This window comes from Pedobacter sp. (assembly GCF_037719805.1).
Classification (GTDB): Bacteria; Bacteroidota; Bacteroidia; order Sphingobacteriales; family Sphingobacteriaceae; genus Pedobacter.
Window position 1 is genome coordinate 640,584 of the sequence record NZ_JBBJLZ010000004.1, and the last position, 21,257, is coordinate 661,840.

Genomic DNA, 21,257 nt, shown 5'->3' on the forward strand with positions numbered 1-21,257 from the left:
CCACACAAATATGCAATGCAAGTTTTTGAGACTGTCTTTTATTTTAAGCATGTTACTGCTGTTTTCTCCATACCAAGTTTTTAGTCAGCAAAAACTTAATTTCCCAGACAGTACCTGGGTAACGTTGCTATCTGCTTATGATAGTGTAGGTAAGGTTCACCGGCTGATATTTGGAGAGAATTACCGCAAGGATTACGCCTACAAAACCAAAGTTCCGATCATTCGGCTATCACAGATTAATGGCGGGCTGTTCGCAACTCAGCGTGGCGGCGGCAACCAGTCAAAATCGATTCGATTGGAAGACCGCAACGGTAAGGAATGGGTACTAAGGAGTGTAGAAAAATATCCAGAAATACTGCTGCCCCCTAACCTGAGGGAAACATTTGCCAGGGATATCTTGAAAGACAACATGTCTGCCCAACACCCCTTTTCTGCCCTTGTAGTACCCGTGTTTGCCGCTGCAATCGGAGCAACACACAGCAATCCGGTAATTGGCTGGGTTGAACCAGACGTAAACCTTGGCGAATTTGATGACGATTTTGCAAACACTGTTGCCCTACTAGAGGAAAGAAATCCCGTTGGTCCGACTGATAACTCTATGAAAATGAGTAGAAAGTTGGTGGATGACAATGACAATACTATTGATGCGGATATGTTACTGAAATTGAAGTGTCTTGATGTCCTTTTGGGGGACTGGGACCGGCACTATGATCAGTGGCGATGGGTTCCTGAGCGTAGCGATAGCGGAATCTTATACCATCCACAGGCTCGGGACCGGGACCAGGTTTTTTATCGCTCAGATGGTAAAATCCAACGCCTGGCACAATCGACGTGGTTGCTTCCCATGATGCAAGGATATGAAAGAGATCTGCAGAATATCAATTGGTTTTTATGGGAAGGGCGTGAGATTTATAGCCGCTGGTTTAACCAGATTGATGAGGCCCAGTGGATCAAGGGTGTAGATCAGTTTTGCGCCATCATGACTGATGAGCTGTTTGACACCGCACTTAAAAGATTGCCAGAGCCCGGATACAGCCTACGAAAAGAAGAACTTTTTAAGAGTCTATCCGCAAGGAGAAAAGCGTTGCCGCAGTTGATGCTGAAATATTATCGCTTTTTCAATAGTGTAGTTGATATAGAATTGAGCAATAAAAGTGAATGGGTGGAGGTGGTTTCCAATGGAAACAAAGGGCTCTTGGTCACCATCACTAAATCAAGCAAGTCTGGAGAGCAGCCCCGGCTTATTTACAAGCGCGATTTTGATCATCTTGTCACCAAAGAAATCAGGATCTACCTGCATGACGGGCAAGATAAGTTTTATCTTAACAATCAGGATTCAAAGATACGTATCCGTTTAATCGGCGGAGAAGGCGAGAAAACATATACCGTTAATCAGTCAAAGGGGAAAGTAAACCTCTACGATCTTAAGGAACAAAATTACCTGGGAGCAGATTTAAAACAACTTAAGAAGCAGATTCACAACGATACAGCCCATGTGGCCTACGTCCCCAAAGACCTTTACGCGAGGTACATGATTACCCCTAACTTTGGGATTAACAACGATGACGGCTTGGCGTTAGGATTGGGTATACAAACCACTAGTCCGGGCTTTAGAAAAGCGCCCTACGGCAACACTCAGAATTTAAACTTCTTATTCTCGTTTGGTACTGGTGCATTTAAAATTCACTATGCCGGAGAATGGTTGAACGTGATTAATAAAGCTGACTTTAGTTTGAATGCTGACATTTACGCGCCAAGTAATACGCAAAATTTCTTTGGATTGGGGAATCAGACCAGATATGATAATCCAAAAGACATCGCCTACTATCGGGCACGCTTCAATCTGTATGAGTTCAATCCAGCCCTAAGCTACAGAAACGGGAGGTCCAGGTTTAGTGCGGGTCCGGCTTATCAGTATTATGTCTACAATGAAGGCGAAAATGATGGGAGGATCTTAAATGATCAGAGCAGACTGAACGCTCCGGACAGTTCCACGATAGCTAAAAGCAGGATGTTTGCGGGAGCAATACTTAAATATAGTTTAGATACCAGAAACAGTCTTATCCTTCCCTCGAAAGGTATCCATCTGGAAGCAAAACTTACTGGCTATAAAGGATTAACCAGTTATGCTGCCAGTTTTATTCAGCTAACTACCAGTATATCAGGGCACCTTAAATTAGATCCGGCAGGGAAATTTATCATTTCCGATCGGATAGGTGGTGGCGTAACTCTAGGGAATCCTGCCTTCTATCAGAACCAATTTTTAGGAGGACAGGGAAATTTACTTGGATACCGTCAGTTCCGTTTTGCAGGACACCATAGCGCCTATAACAATTTTGAGTTTAAGGTTAAGCTGGCCAACTTCGTAAATTATATATTGCCAGGACAAGTCGGACTCATGGGATTATATGATGTCGGCAGGGTTTGGAAACCCGGCGAAAGATCAGACTCCTGGCACCATGGCGTTGGCGGCGGAGCTTATTTTGCGCCAGCTTCATTGACTGTGTTACGGTTGGTTGCCGCTCATTCCTCCGAAGGTTGGTATCCGTACTTCGCAGTCAACTTCAGGTATTAAACGGCTACTAACAAAGATAGCTGACCTTAAGGCTTACAAATTGTACTCAATTTTAGTGAGTAGTCCGGATTTAGTGGCTCATTAGTTTGTGCCAATCTTTGAGCGCCGGTATTTGCAGGGCAGGCGATGTCCCCTGCTGCATCATAAACAAGCGTACTTACTGTACTCATGAGCGCTGTAGGTACGTAGATCTGAACTTTGGTGACAGAGTAGCCTGATGGCAAATAACGAACAAAGTAGCCGTCAGGATGCTTGGTCCAGATGCCTCGTGGGACGTCTGTTCTGGGTGGAGCCATCCCTGCCAGAATCGCATATTTCTCCATATCAGCGTACGTATAGTTTCCTGAAGCTACCAGTTGCCGGATGTTATTTTCAGCTTCAAACACTGCTTGTAAGCCAGCGGGCATCTTGGCTTTAGCTTTAGTTACTAAGTCAAAAGGAAGAATCCCCAAAGCTCCTCCCTCTAATTGGGTCAGTTCTCTTGTTGTTAATAATTTTAGTGCGGTTAGCTTTACACTACCTGCATAGTCTGCAAATTTCGTTCTTGCAATGATCGTCCACAATAAGATCTGTACATCGTGCTGAGTAACTTCTGCATGTTTTTCTGCGCTTTTTAGAATGGAGATTACGATCGACTCCTTCGGACCTAATACTGGTGCGAACATATATCCGTCTCCATTTGAAGGCCCATAAGTTCCTGCTTGTAAGCAGTAACTTTTATTAGTAATCTCGTAGTAACCTTCACAGAGCACATAGCCACCTGCCGGATTTTTAGGTAGCAAATAGAGCGGCTGAAACTTCTCCGTAGACTTAAAATCAGGCATCATCTCCCCTTCGCGATTTACATCTTTGAAGTTGGTGGTAATTGCAGCCGGTTGCTTAAGGAAGTTATCGACCCCTAAGGCTTTGGCGCCTTGTGAAGCCCCTACCTTAAGCAGTTTATCTTTCAAGCCGCTGAATTGAGCTTTACCTGGGAAACTAAATGTGACGGACAGTATGGCTAAAAGTACTAATGTTTTTATTTTCATTGGTAAAGCAGTTAAGGTTCAATACAAACATAAGATTTCCAGTGTTAAATTAAATAACCAGGATTATTAATTGAGTCTTACCACTTAAAACCGTTGCAGCAGAGCTAGCATTTTCCGATCTAGTTTATGACCCTTATAAGATTCATAATCCACATCCTGCCGGTTACTATCCAGGACACCGAAGCTGCCCCGCAAGTTCCAGAGTGACCAGCCCCATCCATTTTCTTTCCAGATTTCCAGATTATCTTCCATCCAGGCGAGGGCGACATGATGAGGGGTATATTGGTATGTGCCCCATTCGCCCACATGAACGCCCGCTCCAGTGCCGGCAAGTCTCTTCCAGGGCTCAAATACGTCCCGCTTCAAACGTTCTTTATCCCAGCGGTCTTTTCCATCAGGATACAGCGGCCATGTAGGTAGCTTTGTTTCATCCGTCTTCACCCAAGAAGCTTTAAAGTGGCTGATTTGCATTGGACTATAACCCCTTGTGCTCTGACCAACGTTTAAGTTTGATACATCAATAACAGGTGTAGTTCCCCATTTCAGTCCGTCAATTATGATCAGGCGCCCAGGGTCTTCTTTGCGTATTGCGTTCACGATTGTAGTCACCACCCGGACGTAATCTACCTTATCAAGATCTCCTGGCTCATTGATCAGGTCAAAGCTTAATTTACTGCTGCTGATCCCTTTGTATCGCTTTGCGAAGGTTTGCCAGTGGAAGACCGCAGCCTGGAGTGCTTTCTCATCTTTCCATAGATTCAGGGGCTCAGCCGGCGGATTAACACAATAGCCGGGAATCCGGTGGAGATTAAGATTAACATGGATTTTGTATTTGTCACCAAAAGCAACTGCCTGATCTATCTCCTTCAGCACCGATTCGTCCATTTGCAACCAATTGGAAGGCTTTGACCAACAATGATAAGACATTGGGAGGCGCGCAAAATCAAATCCCCATTCCGACATCATTTTAAAATCGTCTTCCCGAAAGGGCTGATTGTAATCCCCATTGAATTTCTCTAGCAGATTAAATCCTCGCCAACGGGGCAGTTTGTTTGCAAAATTAAGTGAATTGGCCTTGGTTAGTAATGAGGGCATCAATAGGCCTGTGGCGGTTAAACCGATCCCTAACTGCAGAAATTTTTTTCGTTCCATTATAGTGAGTCTTGTTGAGCCCTTCCCATCAAAGCCCAATGGATTAAATATAATTAAACATCATAGAGTTTCCTACTCAACATTACCATGGAACGTTTAACGGTTCAGGGAAATATTCTTCACTGATAAACTTCCCGGTAGGCCCGTCCTGTCCGATTAAGGCGAATTTCGCAATGCGATTACCCGCCTCCTCAGGTGTGCTAGTGCCCTGACCACCGGTAAAATCCGTTTGGGTCCAACCAGGGCAGACTGCATTTACTTTAAATGCGGTGTCACGTAGTTCGTAGGCTAAATTAATGGTGTACATATTTAAAGCCGATTTACTTGCTTGATAAACAGCTAGTTTAAAATCATAGCCATGACTTGACGGGTCTGCAGCCAAGGTCAGTGAGCTTATTGAGGATGTGACGTTCACTATTCTGGGCTGTTCTGATTCTTTTAATAAGTCAATAAATGCCTGCGTAACTGTCGCCACGCCGAAAACGTTCGTTTCGAAAACATTTCTAAACTGGTTGATCGTAGCGTTTAGCGCGGATTGCGGAAATCCGCCACCAATGCCGGCATTATTCACTAATATATCTAATACCTTTGTTTTTATACCGATAGTCCTCCGGGCTTCGGCGACTGACTCCTGATCGGTAACTTCCAGTTGAACAGCTTCAATATTGGTGATGCCTTCTGCTTTCAGTTGATCAACTGCAGCGTTACCGTTTTCCAAACTGCGAGCGCCCAGATAGACGAAAATCCCTTTTTGCGCAAGAATTTTTGCGACTTCAAAACCGATACCTTTATTGGCTCCGGTGACTAATGCTGACTTCATTTTTCTATGTTTTTAGTTTTGTAAACTTAGCTAGTCTCATCTGCGCCAATGGGGATTTATCTTGTTAATTATGGGACATATCCTGCAATTCGGAGAGATAACGGCTCACGCTTTTGCCGGTACTCTTTTTAAAAACGCGCGAAAAATAGCCAGGGTCGCTGAAGCCCAGCTGGTAAGCCAGTTCCTTGACTGAAACCGTCGAATAATGCAACTTTCGTTGTGCTTCCAGCATCAGCCGGTTCGTTATCCACTCCTTAGGCGACATACCCGCATATTGTTTAACGATGCTATATAGCGTATTGGCAGTTATTGACAACTGATCAGCAATTGATTGGACATCGTGTTGCTCGCTTAAATTTTGCTCTACGGCCAATTTGAAACCAATGTATTTCGAGAGGTTCGCATCTGTATGAATATACAAGCCTTGATAATTTTCGAAATAAGCAGTATCATATTCAGTCAGGATGGCATGCAAATGTGCCAAGACCACTTGTGCTTTCTTTTGTTCCCCGGGTGAATGGAGCAATTGGAAAAGACCTGATAACAGATTCTTAACGCGCTGTCGGGCAAGCTGATCGAACGTTATCGTATTAACATTAAAAGGATTCAGCAGGAACGGGTAGTTACCTGGCAGCATCATCACTGTACTTTCGTCAAATGATAGTGCATACTGAAGCATGTTGCTATCGTAAGGCAACTTGGTAAATATCTGATTTGGAAAGCCAAACGCTAACTCGCCATCATTGATTGTGAATTCCTTTACGTCAGTTTTAAACGTGGCGGAACCGCGCTCCAGATACTGAAAGTAATAATAGGTTAAGCGATGTGGATTGCTGAGAAGCCTGACAACATCGTTCGGTAAAGGTACCGCACAATTCTCGTTAAGCGCGATAGCTACCTCAGTATGATGTCTTATCTTGTTTAATAAACCGGTTGTTTCTCTCATGCTTTGCTGATCTTCATTGCCTTTTTTTTAAGTAATAACTGTTTCTATTAAAATCAGGTAAGCGTTCTCATTTGCTTTAAATTCGAGGCTATTCCATTCAGTCAGAAATAAAGTGTCACCGGGCTCAAGCTTATGGTCTTCCACCATGATAAAGCCGGACACCACGTAAACTAACAGCGCATTATTTGGATTTCTGGCAGTGATCGAATAGGTCTCCTGCATCTGCAGATTAAGTTCTGATATCCATAAATCCTGATCGATGTTTAACCTGCCTTCTGCAAATTCCTTTGCTACAATTGTCTTAAGGTTTGTGTGCCCCGATGATTTCTCTGATGATTTAAGTACCTTAACGTAGGGAGTAGTATTGGTTTTGGCAGGAGCTATCCAAATCTGAAGGTGGCGGGCGTCTGCGTCTTTTGAGGTGTTACCACCGGAATGACGTAATCCGCTACCAGCGCTAATCAGCTGTACATCGCCAGCTCCGTAGTTCTCATGAATACCTAACGTGTCTTGGTGTGATTCTTCGCCACTGATCATAATAGTCACGATGTCGACATTAGCATGTGGATGCATTCCTAAGCCACTACCAGGATATAGCGTGTCATCGTTAAAGACATATAATGGGCCAAAATTATCAGGTCGAACGGTTCCCTTTTCTCCGTGATTAAACAGAGTATAGCCTGTAAATTCACTGTTTTTAAGTAAGCCCCGGTCGGCGCGCGCTAATTTGAATGCTTTCATGATATCTATTTGTTAATGGTAAGGATTACTACAGCAAACTTAAACATGTATCCGTCAAAAAAACATTCTGATAGGACTTAAAAATAAGTTGTAAATTTCCATCGCTAATGTTTGATTTGGATCATTTACATCTACCGTTATGACTTTCAATTTTACAGCGACGCCTGACTTTGATTTTATGAGCAGTTTCGCGCAGCAAATTCAGGCGACAGTTCATGATGGCGTTTTGGAGATACCGGAAAAACTGGGAAAGGGCTATATCCGCAAATTGACGTTTGGCGCAGATTTCAAAATAACCATTCATCACTATGTCCTTAAGGAAGATCTGATCATCAAACGAAACCCTTCCAGCTTTGGCAACGACTTGATCACTGTTTTTTTATACTGCAATGAGCAATCTCTCGGAATCGACTTTAATGATACGCCGCGAATCACATTTTCTGAGCGCGATGACTCAGCTATACAAGTCACCTCGAACGACCTTAGCTCTAACATACGTTTCCCGGCAAATGAAAACGTTCATTACATGGTTGTAGCCATTAAGCCCGAGAGGCTGACGGAATTGATTGCGTTTGACCAGCCAAATTCTACACTACGAACCATCAGTACTAATGGAAGTTCCTTTCTTTATTTTGAGAACATGCCGGTGGAAACCAGACTTTTACTCAAAAACCTGATTGCTGTTGATATGAAAGACACGCTAAGCAATTTCTATATGCAAATCAAGGTTCAGGAGTTGCTCTACCAGGTGTTTCATAAGTTATCTCTACGGGAAAATACCGACCAGCAGATCATTAACAATGCAGATGCCGCAAGAGTGCTTCATATTCGGAACGAAATCATCCGCGATCTTAGCCAGCCCCCTGTTTTAAAGGAACTGGCACATATCGCGGCCATGAGCGAGACCAAGCTTAAGCAGCTTTTTAAGCAAACTTTCGGTACAACGATTTATACTTACTTTCAACAGGCTAGAATGGAAGAGGCGGCCTTTTTATTAAAGAAAGGGAAACGTTCTGTTGCTGAAGTGGGTTACGAAATGGGATTCTCAAACCTCAGCCATTTCTCCCGGCTGTTCGAGAAACACTACGGATTGAATCCTAAAAGATATTCCTACTCTTAGTCTCTGGCAGTATAAATTCCGGCGCTGGCAAAGATTTAGAGCGCTTTGATTTAATCAATCAGTATCACTGATTTCCCAATAGTTTTTCCGTGGCTTGATTCCTTGTAAGCTGCCCTGACCTGGTATAACGCATAAGTTTTATCCAATACGATCTTAAGATCTTGATCAGCCAGTTTTCTAAGGCTTTCAAATCCTTCAACGGTCGGCTTAACGATTAAAATCTTCAATTTCTTCCCAGAGAACAGGTTGTTTAAAAAAGATCCGATTAGCGTCAAAGGCGCCGGAAGTGTCGTAACAAACACGGCCCTATCTTTCATTAGCTTTTTAGCAGATTTGAAGGAGAGTTTTGTAGAAAGGTCGATGACGGCATCAAAACGTTTACCGAGCTGTTCGATACTTTGTTTGTTGTAATCTATAACCAGATCAGCACCCCACTCTGCAGCTGCTTCAACGCTTTGAGTTCCCACGACCGCCGTCACCCGGCCACCCCGCCTTTTCGCGATTTCTATAGCAAGTATACCGATACCACCGCTGGCTCCATTGATGAGCACTTCCTGACCCTCCTTAACGCCAGCCAACTGGTCAATGATCTGTAGCGCAGACAAACCTGTTACGGGCAAAGCCGCAGCTTCCGCAAAATTGAGCTTTTCAGGTTTAGTGGCAAGGTCCGCCTCTTTTACCACAAGGTACTCTGCAAGTGCCCCGCCCTTAAAAACATCCATCATACCCATTACCTCATCGTCTTTTTTAAAGCGGCTGACATTAGTCCCGGGCGTTACCACCTTGCCGGAAAAATCAATCCCGACGGATTTCGGAAATTTAGAGCCAGACATCAGTTTCATTTCGCCACCATAAACCTTCCAGTCTAGTGGGTTGATAGAAACAGCTTTTACCCTTACCAGCACTTGATCCTTCTCAGGCGTCGGTATTGGCTGATCTGTTATTTGCAGTACGCTTTCGTCTCCGAATGCATTATATATTACCTTTTTCATATCTCAAATATTAATGGTTTATAGTTAGGCCGGACGCCCCTAAGCGGTCCGGCCTTTGGTGGATCATACAAATACAGGAACTTAATCTAATACAGCGTAATCCGTATATCCTTGTTCCCCAGGGGTATAGAGGTTCATATAATCCACCTCATTTAGAGGGGCATTCTCTTCCATCCTCCGCATGAAATCTGGGTTTGCAAGGAAACTTCGGCCAAATGCAACCAGATCAGCCCGGCCTTTCTCTAACTTTTCTTCAGCAGATTCGGGAGTTAAACCGTTGCAATAGATAAGAGCATTGGAAAAATTGTTGCGGATGGCCGCGTGCGTTTTTTCCGGAATTAAGGGGTTGTCCGACAAGTGGATGTAAGCAATGTTTAGCTTTTGAAGTTCAGTGGCCAGGTAAGCATAAGTTTCATGCACCTCAGAGTCGTCATAGGCGGGCATGTCACTTAGCGTCGAAAAAGGCGAAAGCCTGATACCGATCTTATCAGCACCAATCGCATCTGCAATGCTTTTAACAATATGGAGTGTTAGACGAGACCTATTCTCTATGGAGCCACCGTAATCATCCGAACGATTATTGACAATAGGATTTAGCGATTGCTCTAAAATGTAACCGTTGGCTCCATGTAATTCCACACCATCAAAGCCGGCTTTTATAGCATTTTCAGCAGCTTTGGTAAAATCGATGATCAGATTTTCTATGCCTGCGGCGTCCAGGGCGACAGGTATAGAATGCTCTTGCATGCCTTCTTTGTCGGTGAAGATCTCTCCTTCAGCTTTAAGGTCAGAAAGGCCTACTACCTGGTAACCCTTTGGTAAATTTGCAACATGGCCGACCCGTCCGGTGTGCATCAATTGCAGGAAAATTTTTGAACCCGCATGGTGAACAGCGCTGGTCACCAATTTCCAGCCCTCAACTTGCGCATCAGAAAATGCACCCGGAATTCTCGGATAACCTAAACCTTCCGGACTAGGTGAAGTGCCTTCAGTAATGATTAGGCCTGCGCCTGCACGCTGCTTATAATAAGTAGCCATTAGGTCATTCGGCAGATTGTTGAGTGCCCGGCTCCTGGTCATCGGTGCCATAACAACGTGATTTTTTAATTGTAACGTCCCTAAAGTAAAGGGCTGAAATAGCTTTTTCATTTTGTATAAATTTAATTCTGATACAAAGCAAAATTGCGGCATAGTCCCTGCAGCTAATAGCGCAATAAGGCAAAAAAATAGTCCTAAGCGACAATAGAGTTTCAATTAGCAAGTGTCTGATGGAGCTGTTTTTTCGTCTTATTGGAATATTTTTTAAACGATCCACAAAGGACCTTTGATAACTCAATCTGAATGATATGAAAAACACAAAAAAACCTATTTTGACAGGACCGGATGAAGGAATAAGCATTTCGGTCATTGGTGACACTTACCGGATATTAATCACCGGAGAGCAGACTGGCGGCGCGTTTGCGGCTATTGACATGTTGATTCCTCCCGGAGGGGGCCCTGGCCCACATGCCCATGCGGATTTTGAAGAATCTTTTTACGTGGTTGAGGGCGCTATCGAAGTTAAATCTGAACTTGGCAATTATACGGCAGCAAAGGGATCCTTCGTCAGTATCCCAAAAGGCGGCATAGTTCATTCCTTTAAGAACGTCGGAACAACGACCGCCCATTTGCTTTGCACCGTTGTGCCGGCAGGTATGGAGAATTTCTTCGAAGAGATTGGGGAACCGGTAGAATTTGGGAGCTTTCTTCCACTGCCGGAATTCAATGAAGCTTACATAAAGAAGCTCCAAGCTATTGCTGAAAAGTATGGTCAGCAGGTATTCCCGCCAAACTTTCTTGATTAACTATCGTAGGACTACTTGACTTATGAATACAGAGAAATCGCCATCGTGATTACACATGAATTTGCTTCATGGCAGAAACTTAACGTTACGGACTCAAACTGCATGAGTAACCTTGCATAGTATGATGTTTTCATTAGTAGATTTGATATTCATATAACCGATCATGCGTATACATTGTCTTTTACTTTTGTTGATGCTTTCTTACTTAAACTTAAAAGGTCAGCAAACACTACTCTTCATTGGATCATATAACATAGATAAAGAACTTCCAGGGATATACGTATACCGCTTTGACAACAAAACTGGAATGCTAGCTAAAGTAACTGAGTATTCAGGGGTTCTGAATCCCTCCTTTTTAGCGCTATCAGCTGATGGCAAATACCTATATGCTTGCACAGAGTCCAGGGCAGGGGCAAATGGAAGTGTTAGCAGTTTCAAATTTGAAAAGCAGCTTACCCTAATGAGCCAGCAGCCCACAGGAGCAGCGAATCCAGTTTATGTAGCCCTTGATAAAAGCGAGCGCTGGTTACTTAGTGGCAGCTATACCGGAGGAGGTACTACTGCATTCCCTTTAAATAAAAATGGTGAGATAGGTAAAGCTGCACAACTAATTCTCTATCAAGACAGTAGTGTTAGGCCACAGCAGAAGTCTTCGCACATTCACTCTGTTAACTTTTCTTCTGATGGTAGAACTGTTTATCTTCCTGACCTTGGTTCAGATAAGATTAGAACCTACAGTTTTAATCCAATGGACAAAGCGCCTTTAAACCGCGAAGCTTTCGTTCGAACTGCCCCTGGTAGTGGCCCCCGGCATATGGCCTTTCATCCTAATGGAAGGTTTGCATATTGTCTATCTGAACTGTCTGGCGCGGTCACGGTATACTCGATGGATGGCCCGCAGTTGGACTCAATTCAAGAAATCGACTTACATCATAGCTCCCATGACTTCTATAGCAGCGCTGATATCCATATCTCTCCGGACGGCTTGTTTTTATACGCATCCAATAGAGGCGAAGAGAACAACATTGCGATATTTAAGGTCGACACCAGCTCCGGACTTCTTAAAAATGTCGGTTATCAATCAACCGGCGGAGATCATCCGAGGAATTTCGCCATTGATCCGTCAGGAAAGTTTCTTTTAGTCGCCAATGAGTACACTGGTGATGTCACTGTATTTCGGCGCAACATCAAAACGGGCCTATTAAGTACCACGGCCAGCAAGATTTATATTAAAGGGCCATCTTGTTTACTAATGAAAACCTATAATTAAACCTTCGATGTTTCCGGAAGCGATGTATATCATTTGATGTCGCCAAAATAGGCGCTTTCATAAGAATTATCTAGGTTATTGAGCACTTGAATGGTTGTTGATGGTCCTAAGTCAGGCGCAGACCACGCGCGCAACGCCCAAACAATCTTTTTATCTGGCTGTACCTCAATTGCTTGTACTGGAGCATTATTGATATCTAACTTTGACGACCATTGATTGAACCAGTTATTAATTAGTGTATTTCCGTTGGGCAGGCGCATTGCAATTTGAGGGCTCGTGATTGTATAATCTGCGAGATTTGACAGGGAATAAGACCATATCACCTTTCCTGTACGGCCCATTTCGTTCACTATATTTTGATTGCTTGCAGTAAGCAGGTTACCATTTTTTAAAGGAACTGCAGACCACACGCTCGGCTCATCAATAGAGGAGAGTAACTTTCCTTGAAAATCATACTCGTTAATTTTTCCCAGATCCATGTGGGCCACTAATAAGGTGCCTTCAGGTGTTAATCTTGCATGCCTGATTTGCCCGTGAGTAGAACTCGTGAATGGTATTATAAATTCTTGTACGACTTGATTTGCCTTTATATTCATGACAAATACCTTAGCAGGATTACCGTTTTGAACAAATACCACATGATCTTTACCAATGAGCTGAGCAGTGTGTGTTTCTGCTCCCTCAGGCGTTTTATATTGCCAAAGCACTTTTTTTTCTCTATTGATCAAAGTAACGCCATACTGGTGTGCAAACAAAACATTTCCGTTTTTCATCAGAATAGCATCGCTGATTTCACCTTTACCAATCGTATCGATATAAGACCAGGTAACCTGCCCATTGCGAACGATATACATGTTGCGCGACTTAGCTTCACCAGCATAAAAAAAATCGAATTGTTTTAGTCCTTTTCCAGGCAGTTTTGCAGGGGCTACCGATTTCGCAGTCTCAACCGTTTGGGCAGCTGCAGTTGCGGTAAATATCCCGGCCAGCAACACTACCCTGAGTGCTGAAAGCATACATGAATTAATTGTCGCTGTAATCATAATAGTTAATTTTTAACAATTTTATATACACCGCCACCGGTGTTTTCAGGCCCGGTTTCAGGATTTATTAGCACAAATAATTCACCCGATGAATCCTCTCCAAAACCCGTTATCCGCCTCCCTTCTGGGAGACCCTTTAGGACTATCTTTCCTCTGGTCCATTTGGCACCAGTCTTTTGTAAATAAAATACCGGTCCCCACCAATCTGAAAACACATATTTACTTTTTAAACCAGGAATTTGCTTGCCATTGTACACATAGCCGCCCGTTACTGATATTCCCTCCCGATGACTATACTCAGTAATGGGGAGTTCGAGACCCGTGGTATCACAATCCTTCGCTGGGTTATAGCAATGCGTACCCTCCATTAATCTCCAGCCATAATTGCCGCCTTTCTTCACGATATCGACTTCCTCCCATTCATTTTGCCCAACATCTCCAGCAAATAGCTTCCCTGAAGCCCTATCAAAAGAGAACCTCCATGGGTTTCTAAAACCGTAAGCCCAAATTTCGGGCCTGGTCCCAGGTTTCCCAACAAATGGATTGTCCGGCGGAATCTTATAACCCTTCGCAGTATCTATATCAATACGTAAGATTTTCCCATGCAAGGTATTCAGTTCCTGTCCGTTTCCAATCTCCCCATGTTTATCACCCTGGCCTCCCCCATCACCTAAGGAAACATACAAATAACCATCAGGCCCGAACTGAATGCAACCACCGTTGTGATTTCCGTCCGGTTCTTCTATCATAAATATAATACGCCCGCTTTCCGGATCCAGTGGACTGGTTAAATTATACTCGGCCAACACGCCTGTATGATTGGACTTTTGGGAAGATGGGGTACTGTAATACACATAAAATTTCTTGTTAGACTTGAATTTCGGATGAAGTGCAATGCCCAGCAAGCCTCTCTCCTCGTACCCATCGTTCATAGGAGGAAGCTTGCTTTTCAAGTTCAATATGGATTCATCAATCAACTTCCCATTTTTAATCACCCTAATCTTGCCCGTCTGCTCCGTTATCCAAATCTCGTTAGGGCTTGGGAATGCCATTGCTGTAGGTGCCTGCAACGTAGCAGCAAGCTGCTGCGTATTCAATACAATGTCTGAGGGGGTGGATATTTTTCCTGATTTGTTTTGGGCAATCACTCCAGCAATCGGCAATGCTATTTGAATCGTAAGGATAACAACGACCTTTATAGCATGAAGCAGTTCTGGTATTTGGTTAGCAAACCTTTTTAAGTTCATGTTTTATGTTTTAGTGGCTGAAATCAAACCACAATGTGCGACTGATTGTCTCTCCTTGATTTGGATTCTTCTGGCTCTCCGGCCCCATTGATTTAGCTGGATGAAACTTATTTCCGATAGCATTGATGGCACTGAGAAATCCCAGACTGCCGTCAGGAAATTGTGGTGAGGCATAATCATTTAAGGCATTCTTCTCTTTGCCTGGTCGGAGCATTTGGAAAAACATATTTTTATCAGCCGTGTATACCGTGAAAGGAGACTCTTTATTTTCAATGACGACCCAACTCACCTCAGCGTGATATCCCTTAAATTCTGGATATTGCCAGGTTTCACCGGTAATAGCGTTGTTATAATTTTTATGCCATACGCCCAACTGCTGACCTTTCATTCTGTTCTTCCACACCCGGAACGGTCCACGTCCCTTCCATTTCATCGCTGTGATCTTGTCTTCCGGGTAATTGAAAGTGATGCCACTAAATTCAGATGCCTCTTTTAACGCATACTGATATTCCAACTTCGCCATTTGCCCCGGTTTAAAGGTCCACTTTACTTGCAAAGAACCCTCCCCCTCATAATCAGCGTTAACAATATATTGACCGTCTTCTAGTCGATGACTGAACGATTTAAAGGAGCTGCGTGCGCCTGCAAGCACCGGCCCATTGGAAAGAGAAACCGCCCCTCCGGAATTCAGCACCTGTTGAATATAACCGGTTAATTGATCAAACAGATAAGTAACGCCGTCGCAGGTTACCCGAAGTACATTCCCCTCTTCCTGGGCACTTACTTTTGATGCGACCGTTGCCGAATTTACCTCAGGCTTAATTACTGGGTCTTTAATGGCCCAGCTCCAGGTAAATACTTCCTTTTTATCGGGACCAATTGCTGTCAAGTATAAGGCTTCGCTTTTAGCCCATGAAACAGGGAGCTGAAGCTTAACTGCGCCCTTCTGACCAGGTCTCACATCAACTCGAGGCGCTGTGCCTGAAGCGATCACAGTTGAAGCAATCGATTTTTGATTCGCAGATGGAAAATTGACTAGCTTCCATTGGAAAGTGCACTGACTCAGGTTGGTAAAATCATATCGGTTTTCTACTTCAATAGTACCTTTAAAAGAGGCATCAATATCTTTTAGGCCTACGTATATCGGAGACCATATCTCTTTAATGGTAAAGAAGCTTCCCTCCTTTTCACGATGAGGACCAACGATCCCGTCGGCGCCATGATTTCCATCAGTGTCCATTTCGCCGTTCTTATCCGTTCGCACAACTGCTTCGTCAACAAATGCCCAAATGAATCCACCAGCTCCATATGGGTGTTTTAATATCTGGTTCCAGAAATCATCCAATCCTGCCCCGGCGCCACCATCGTATAATCCATGCATGAACTCGGTAGGAAAAAACACTTCTTTACCCGTAGCAACTGTTTTCAGCAGAGAGTTGTAATCTTGATAATGATGGGTATCAGTTCCGTTAAACTTTTCATAAGGGTGAATGACAGTTCGATTTTGCGGGTCATACCAGGCATAATCATTATCCAATCCGCGATTAAACCCACCTTCATTTCCGTTGGCCCAGAAAATTACAGATGGGTGATTGACGTCTCTAATCACCAATTCCTTCACCAGTTTCCGACCAACAACCGTATCGTATTTGGCTTGCCAGCCGGTCAATTCATCAATAACATATAACCCAATCGAATCACACACGGCGAGAAAATCCTGATCAGGTGGATAATGAGACATCCTGACCGCATTCATATTCATTTCCTTCATCAGCTTTGCATCCATTAAATGAATGGCATGGCTTAGTGTACGACCACTTTCCGGCCAGAAACTATGTCGGTTACTGCCTTTAAGCAACACCTTCTCACCATTGATATATAGACCATCAGTTTTTCTAACTTCAATAGTCCGAAAACCGAACTTTTGTGTCATGCGGTGAACGACCTGCTGCGCATTTTTAATACTCACTTGCACTTGATATAAATTCGGAAACTCCGCTGTCCATTTAAGCGCATTGCTGACTTTGGATTTAAGTGTTACCGAATCGCCGTCACTGCTGCTTCCAGCCCGGACTGAAAACGGGAGTCCGACAGCCTTGCCTGCTAGGGTTTGAATTTGCGCCTCAATAACTTCATTACCTTTAAGATTACGGGGAAAAACGTTAAGGTCAAAAGATCCATCGGCCTTTGCATTTACCGCCACCCTATCGATAAAGCGCTCCGGGACAATCTCGAGGTAAACAGGTCTGTAAATACCTCCAAATAACCAAAAATCACTCTTTCGCTCGGCCTGATTCACCGAGAAGTTGGACGATGTCTTGGCAACATCAACCTCAAGAAGGTTTTTACCAACAGGTTTTACCAGGGTGGTAATGTCATATTTGAACCGGTAAAAAGCACCCTGATGAATCGGTCCCACCTGCTGACCGTTAATCGTTACCTTGGTATCGGTCATGGAACCTTCAAACACGATAAAAATTCTTTTACCAGTCCATTTACCCGAAGCAAATTCATGCTTATATAAGCCATGCTCACTGGATTTCACTTTGTCGTGACCGTAATTATAGGTTCCGAATCCCTGAAGTTCCCAATTTGATGGGACAGGAATCTTAGTCCAGCGGCCGCTGTTTCTCCCGTCTGTGCAGAAAAAGTCCCAGTTGACCCTATGGTCCTTATCTGTTCCTGATAAATACTTAACTATAGTAGTTTGTGCAACACAAATGCTGTGAATACTGATAAAGAGAAGAGCAGCTATTATTTTTTTCATAAAATCATTAGGATTTAAACGCAGGGGTTACAAAGCGGATTTCACCAACAATGTATTTAATGTAAGATTAAGAAGTCTCAGAGGATAAATCAAGACCGTCAGGGGTTAAACTGCGCAATCGTTGCCGAAGATTACCGGCAGAATACAGCGAATCATTTCAAATTTCGCTATACTTGTGTATGTTCCACGCAGTAACAATCAAAGATATTGCAAAGGCATTGTCGATATCACCTTCCACAGTATCGCGTGCCCTTAGAGACAGTCACGAAATCAGTGCGGGGACAAAAACCCTTGTGCTCGAATATGCGAAGAAAATCAACTATCGCTCTAATCCTATAGCGCAAAGTTTAAAAAATCAGAAAAGTAATTCTATTGGCGTCCTAGTGGCGGATGTAGCAAATAGTTTCTTCTCCCAGGCAATTAATGGGATTGAATCAGTCGCCTATGAGAACGGCTATCACGTGATCATCACCCAAAGTCACGATGATTATGAACGGGAAGTCGTCAACATTGAACATCTCGTCGACCGGTGTGTTGACGGGCTCTTGATATCGATGTCGGCTCATACCACAGATTACAGCCATCTTACTCAGTTACACGAACGCGGTTTACCTATTGTTTTTTTTGACCGGATTATGCCTGGGATTGAAACCTATCAAGTAACAACCGATAACGTCAATTCGGCTTACGAAGCGGCATCACTTTTAATTAAGAAAGGCTACAGCCAAATTGCTTTTTTAGGAAATGCCCCTCAGTTGTCAATCACTTCAGATCGTCTCCAGGGGTATACTGATGCACTGAAGGACCATAGTTTGCGGTATGATGAACGTCTGGTTAGATTTTGCGATCAGGGTGGGAGAAATTCGCAGGAAATAAAGAATATCTTATCTGAACTCCTTTCAGAACCGGCTAATATAGATGCGGTTTTAATTGCCAGCGATCAGATTAGTACTGCTGCAGTTCGTGTGTTAAGTACATTTGACCCCTTACCAAGTGTCACAGTTATCGGTTTCTCAAATTCCACAGTCATAGACTTGCTGTCGCCACGAATCTCTTACATACAACAAAATGCATTTAAGATGGGGCAAATTGCTGCGCAAAAGCTCATCACCATCTTACAAAGCACTTATCCAATCAGGGAATTCGACACCACCTTACTGCGCGGAAAACTACATTGGCGAGGAAAGTCAAAAAATAAGTTAATCGCTGATCATATGTAGCAATGGTTATTCGCTTCCGCAAATGGATCTTAACCTTCGTTAAAAGACTTACGGAGTATTTTGACGCTCAGCCCTTTCAAACCTACCAACCCCTGAAGATCCTCAATATCATATAATTCTACTTTGGCAGATAGCATTTTTTCCTTCTGAAGTATCCGTACATAGGGTAAGTATCGCTCCCGCTCCTGTTCACCGGTGAAGACAATAGCGATCTTCCCAGGTTGCGTGATACGCTGTCCAGAATTCTTGATCGTGGCCTTATCGATTCTCTTCTTAACCATTTCGAACCTGGCATTGTAAGTTCCGTCCACATCAAATCGTTTCTCATCCATGCGAAATCGAATCGCAATCTCGGTATTGTACACTAGAATCAACGAAGTCACTAATAGCGGATAAGGTAGTTGCTTATATAATTTCCGATGTGCAGAATCCATGTGACAGATAGTTTTTAATTGCCATAGCCGCATAGCATCGAGGATACCATCATGATAAGTAAGCCAAGGAGCTACAGATTGCCCTAAGTATAAAGTATGTTCAATGCCATCAGTTTTGAACTGTTCATAATAATGCGGGAAAATTTGCTGGGCAGATTGCTGCTGTTGCTCAAGGACGCTACTCAGCGACTCATTAATGCGTGAAATGGTGTGATCGTACTTTCTACGGTGCTGGTGGAAGACTCCCAATTTGTCTTCAGCTGCGTCAAAGTAGCGCTCAACGCGTCTTTTAGTAATACCTCTGCAGTATTCCTTTAAGACTGGATGCACCACTGTTGTTAAATATCCAGTGATGATCTGCTCCGTACTGACTTCGAAACCTGTGTAAAGTGTAACTTGTAAATTCTCTATTTGTGCAATGAGTTTACTAATTTCAACATCTTCCCTGGTTAAATACAGGTATTGCAAAAGGCTAAGCACGCGCTTAAGTTGATACGCGAGATCCATTTGAGCACTTCTGTTTCTGACCTCGGAAGAGCCCTGTACATCTGTTTGACCATACATAGGCACCAGATGATCAAATATGATGTCCTTAGTGTAAAGTCTATTTTCGAACGCCCCGCTAAAATTAAGTTGCTGTCTTGCCAGAGTCCGGAATTTCCAATTCACGCTTGGGTGCAAGGAGGTAAAAGTGGATTGTATATGCGCCTGAATATTGTTTTCGACTTCTGCTGCAAGCTTATCCAGCTTGTCGGTAAAATGAGACATCACCACATCCAGCCTATTCGCGTTGATGCTATTGAGTTCTGTTATCCTGGGAGAGGCTAACTCCAGTATGCCGAGTAGACGTCCGCTGCTGATAACCGGAGCCAGAATTAAACTGCCGCAGTGGATTGCAGCAAACTTCGACAGAATTGCATTGCCGGGAGTTGCAAGCAACTGCCGGCTTATATTTGAGCTGCAGTAATATTTTACATTGTTCACAAGACTTAGATATTCCTTCCAGAAAAAAGGATCGTCGTTTTTAGTAGCACATGTGCTCACCAGAATACTTTGGGTGGCATCGACTTGATCCTGCTGATCTGATCCTATCTCACCTGGACTTAACAACACATAGCCAACACGAAGGTCTGCTACACGAAAGATAGAGCTAAAAATGGAATCAAGGCTTTGCTTAAACTGAGCGGGATTAAAATCCAGTAAGTTCCCTTTGAAGGTAGATACCGCATTTTCCACGGTCGCATCGAATAAGGTCATGATAGAGAAACCTTTTAGCAGGTAACTTCCTATAGGAAATAGCCGCATCCACAAATCCAGGTCGTCATAATTGTCCATCAGAAGCTCGATGTCACCTCCTGTTAAGGGGATTGCTTTTTCTGTTGGAATCACGTCAAGAAAATCTGCGTTGTAGAGGATCCGGTAATGCTTTATAATCCCCTGGCCGGTAGGGATGTCATAAAAGAGTGGTTTGCCAAAATCAAGTTGTGTACCATAGATCTTATTCATTACAATAGTACAACTCATTACATACAACTGGTGCACGTCAAAATCCCTGATATTGAATTCAAACCGTGTTCCCGCCTGTTCGAGTATGGACTGAAACCGGCTACTGAGGTTGAAAACCTGTATTTGAAAAGGAAGCCCAACGGCTTTAATCTCATTATGAGTTAGTGCAGCAGGGAAATAGGGCTCAAGTAATTCGCTGATGAGCTTTTCATGACGGGTGAGAATTTCCGAATCATAAATGCCTTCACTCAGCTCCGGCACAGACAAGGCCCTTTCAAGCAGCTCCAGTTTCATCGGCGTCGATTCCAGAGACAGTTGTGCGATGATGTGATGAAACGAAAGTTGCAGCGTAAAAGGAGTAAGAAGCTCGTGTGAAATCATCGACATGATGTCAAAGCTAATTAAAATAACTCATGTCAGCGCCTGTGTAATCTAACCGTGTCTATGTAGGGTAGCACATTGTGTGCGATCATTTGTTAATATCTCTATCCAAACCAAAAGACCGGCGTCACTGCCTGTATTTCTGATAATCTCCTACCCGTAATTTCCGAA

16 protein-coding genes are annotated in these 21,257 nt (G+C 43.5%); 5 read left to right on the top strand and 11 right to left on the bottom strand.

The features are described 5' to 3' along the window. The first annotated feature begins 10 nt into the window (after positions 1-10). On the top strand, positions 11-2,575 hold the full coding sequence (locus WKF66_RS16075) for a BamA/TamA family outer membrane protein (RefSeq protein WP_489675496.1): 2,565 nt from the start codon (positions 11-13) through the stop codon (positions 2,573-2,575). A 26-nt stretch (positions 2,576-2,601) separates the two neighbouring features. On the opposite strand, the gene WKF66_RS16080 is transcribed toward WKF66_RS16075, so the two are convergent. From WKF66_RS16080 to WKF66_RS16100, 5 genes are all read right to left on the bottom strand, one after another. Then, positions 2,602-3,603 carry a hypothetical protein gene (locus tag WKF66_RS16080; RefSeq protein ID WP_489675497.1) on the bottom strand — a complete coding sequence of 334 codons (1,002 nt, stop codon included), beginning with the start codon at positions 3,601-3,603 and terminating at the stop codon, positions 2,602-2,604. 84 nt (positions 3,604-3,687) lie between these two features. Further along, positions 3,688-4,755: a glycoside hydrolase family 5 protein gene (locus tag WKF66_RS16085; RefSeq protein ID WP_489675498.1), complete on the bottom strand. Its 1,068-nt coding sequence runs from the start codon at positions 4,753-4,755 to the stop codon at positions 3,688-3,690. Between the two features lie 82 nt (positions 4,756-4,837). Beyond that, entirely contained in the window at positions 4,838-5,575 is a 738-nt protein-coding gene (locus tag WKF66_RS16090; protein ID WP_489675499.1) for an SDR family oxidoreductase, read from the bottom strand. A gap of 64 nt (positions 5,576-5,639) precedes the next feature. Beyond that, entirely contained in the window at positions 5,640-6,521 is an 882-nt protein-coding gene (locus WKF66_RS16095) for a helix-turn-helix domain-containing protein (RefSeq protein WP_489675500.1), read from the bottom strand. 27 nt (positions 6,522-6,548) lie between these two features. Next, positions 6,549-7,262 (bottom strand): pirin family protein, encoded by a 714-nt coding sequence (locus tag WKF66_RS16100; protein ID WP_489675501.1) that lies wholly within the window; start codon positions 7,260-7,262, stop codon positions 6,549-6,551. 139 nt (positions 7,263-7,401) lie between these two features. Here WKF66_RS16100 and WKF66_RS16105 point away from each other — a divergent pair, with 139 nt between their 5' ends. Beyond that, a complete protein-coding gene (locus WKF66_RS16105) occupies positions 7,402-8,382 on the top strand; it encodes a helix-turn-helix domain-containing protein (RefSeq protein WP_489675502.1) in 981 nt (326 codons plus the stop codon). Between the two features lie 50 nt (positions 8,383-8,432). On the opposite strand, the gene WKF66_RS16110 is transcribed toward WKF66_RS16105, so the two are convergent. Together WKF66_RS16110 and WKF66_RS16115 are read right to left on the bottom strand one after the other, a co-directional pair. Next, the gene (locus WKF66_RS16110) at positions 8,433-9,374 is read right to left on the bottom strand and encodes an NAD(P)-dependent alcohol dehydrogenase (protein WP_489675503.1); all 942 of its coding nucleotides are present in this window, start codon (positions 9,372-9,374) and stop codon (positions 8,433-8,435) included. 81 nt (positions 9,375-9,455) lie between these two features. Continuing rightward, the gene (locus WKF66_RS16115; protein ID WP_489675504.1) at positions 9,456-10,523 is read right to left on the bottom strand and encodes an alkene reductase; all 1,068 of its coding nucleotides are present in this window, start codon (positions 10,521-10,523) and stop codon (positions 9,456-9,458) included. Between the two features lie 197 nt (positions 10,524-10,720). Here WKF66_RS16115 and WKF66_RS16120 point away from each other — a divergent pair, with 197 nt between their 5' ends. Together WKF66_RS16120 and WKF66_RS16125 are read left to right on the top strand one after the other, a co-directional pair. Continuing rightward, the gene (locus WKF66_RS16120; RefSeq protein WP_489675505.1) at positions 10,721-11,218 is read left to right on the top strand and encodes a cupin domain-containing protein; all 498 of its coding nucleotides are present in this window, start codon (positions 10,721-10,723) and stop codon (positions 11,216-11,218) included. Positions 11,219-11,411: 193 nt separating this feature from the next. After that, positions 11,412-12,488 carry a lactonase family protein gene (locus WKF66_RS16125; protein WP_489675506.1) on the top strand — a complete coding sequence of 359 codons (1,077 nt, stop codon included), beginning with the start codon at positions 11,412-11,414 and terminating at the stop codon, positions 12,486-12,488. 29 nt (positions 12,489-12,517) lie between these two features. On the opposite strand, the gene WKF66_RS16130 is transcribed toward WKF66_RS16125, so the two are convergent. Genes WKF66_RS16130 through WKF66_RS16140 form a run of 3 tightly spaced genes read right to left on the bottom strand, consistent with a single transcriptional unit; the run spans position 12,518 to position 17,545 of the window. Beyond that, positions 12,518-13,531, bottom strand: coding sequence for a hypothetical protein (locus tag WKF66_RS16130; RefSeq protein ID WP_489675507.1), 1,014 nt, complete (start codon positions 13,529-13,531; stop codon positions 12,518-12,520). 5 nt (positions 13,532-13,536) lie between these two features. Continuing rightward, positions 13,537-14,778: a PQQ-dependent sugar dehydrogenase gene (locus WKF66_RS16135; protein ID WP_489675508.1), complete on the bottom strand. Its 1,242-nt coding sequence runs from the start codon at positions 14,776-14,778 to the stop codon at positions 13,537-13,539. 10 nt (positions 14,779-14,788) lie between these two features. Then, positions 14,789-17,545 carry a glycoside hydrolase family 2 TIM barrel-domain containing protein gene (locus WKF66_RS16140; protein WP_489675509.1) on the bottom strand — a complete coding sequence of 919 codons (2,757 nt, stop codon included), beginning with the start codon at positions 17,543-17,545 and terminating at the stop codon, positions 14,789-14,791. 179 nt (positions 17,546-17,724) lie between these two features. On the opposite strand from WKF66_RS16140, the gene WKF66_RS16145 reads away from it, so the two are divergent. Beyond that, a complete protein-coding gene (locus WKF66_RS16145) occupies positions 17,725-18,765 on the top strand; it encodes a LacI family DNA-binding transcriptional regulator (RefSeq protein WP_489675510.1) in 1,041 nt (346 codons plus the stop codon). Positions 18,766-18,794: 29 nt separating this feature from the next. On the opposite strand, the gene WKF66_RS16150 is transcribed toward WKF66_RS16145, so the two are convergent. Beyond that, a complete protein-coding gene (locus tag WKF66_RS16150; RefSeq protein ID WP_489675511.1) occupies positions 18,795-21,092 on the bottom strand; it encodes a histidine kinase in 2,298 nt (765 codons plus the stop codon). Positions 21,093-21,257: the final 165 nt, after the last annotated feature.

Bases quoted from the DNA above. Each gene is read 5' to 3' on its own strand.
- WKF66_RS16105 (WP_489675502.1), top strand. From the start codon at position 7,402: ATGACTTTCAATTTTACAGCGACGCCTGACTTTGATTTTATGAGCAGT.
- WKF66_RS16125 (WP_489675506.1), top strand. From the start codon at position 11,412: ATGCTTTCTTACTTAAACTTAAAAGGTCAGCAAACACTACTCTTCATT.
- WKF66_RS16135 (WP_489675508.1), bottom strand. From the start codon at position 14,778: ATGAACTTAAAAAGGTTTGCTAACCAAATACCAGAACTGCTTCATGCT.
- WKF66_RS16095 (WP_489675500.1), bottom strand. From the start codon at position 6,521: ATGAGAGAAACAACCGGTTTATTAAACAAGATAAGACATCATACTGAG.
- WKF66_RS16145 (WP_489675510.1), top strand. From the start codon at position 17,725: ATGTTCCACGCAGTAACAATCAAAGATATTGCAAAGGCATTGTCGATA.
- WKF66_RS16150 (WP_489675511.1), bottom strand. From the start codon at position 21,092: ATGTCGATGATTTCACACGAGCTTCTTACTCCTTTTACGCTGCAACTT.
- WKF66_RS16110 (WP_489675503.1), bottom strand. From the start codon at position 9,374: ATGAAAAAGGTAATATATAATGCATTCGGAGACGAAAGCGTACTGCAA.
- WKF66_RS16130 (WP_489675507.1), bottom strand. From the start codon at position 13,531: ATGATTACAGCGACAATTAATTCATGTATGCTTTCAGCACTCAGGGTA.
- WKF66_RS16085 (WP_489675498.1), bottom strand. From the start codon at position 4,755: ATGGAACGAAAAAAATTTCTGCAGTTAGGGATCGGTTTAACCGCCACA.
- WKF66_RS16075 (WP_489675496.1), top strand. From the start codon at position 11: ATGCAATGCAAGTTTTTGAGACTGTCTTTTATTTTAAGCATGTTACTG.
- WKF66_RS16100 (WP_489675501.1), bottom strand. From the start codon at position 7,262: ATGAAAGCATTCAAATTAGCGCGCGCCGACCGGGGCTTACTTAAAAAC.
- WKF66_RS16115 (WP_489675504.1), bottom strand. From the start codon at position 10,523: ATGAAAAAGCTATTTCAGCCCTTTACTTTAGGGACGTTACAATTAAAA.
- WKF66_RS16120 (WP_489675505.1), top strand. From the start codon at position 10,721: ATGAAAAACACAAAAAAACCTATTTTGACAGGACCGGATGAAGGAATA.
- WKF66_RS16090 (WP_489675499.1), bottom strand. From the start codon at position 5,575: ATGAAGTCAGCATTAGTCACCGGAGCCAATAAAGGTATCGGTTTTGAA.
- WKF66_RS16140 (WP_489675509.1), bottom strand. From the start codon at position 17,545: ATGAAAAAAATAATAGCTGCTCTTCTCTTTATCAGTATTCACAGCATT.
- WKF66_RS16080 (WP_489675497.1), bottom strand. From the start codon at position 3,603: ATGAAAATAAAAACATTAGTACTTTTAGCCATACTGTCCGTCACATTT.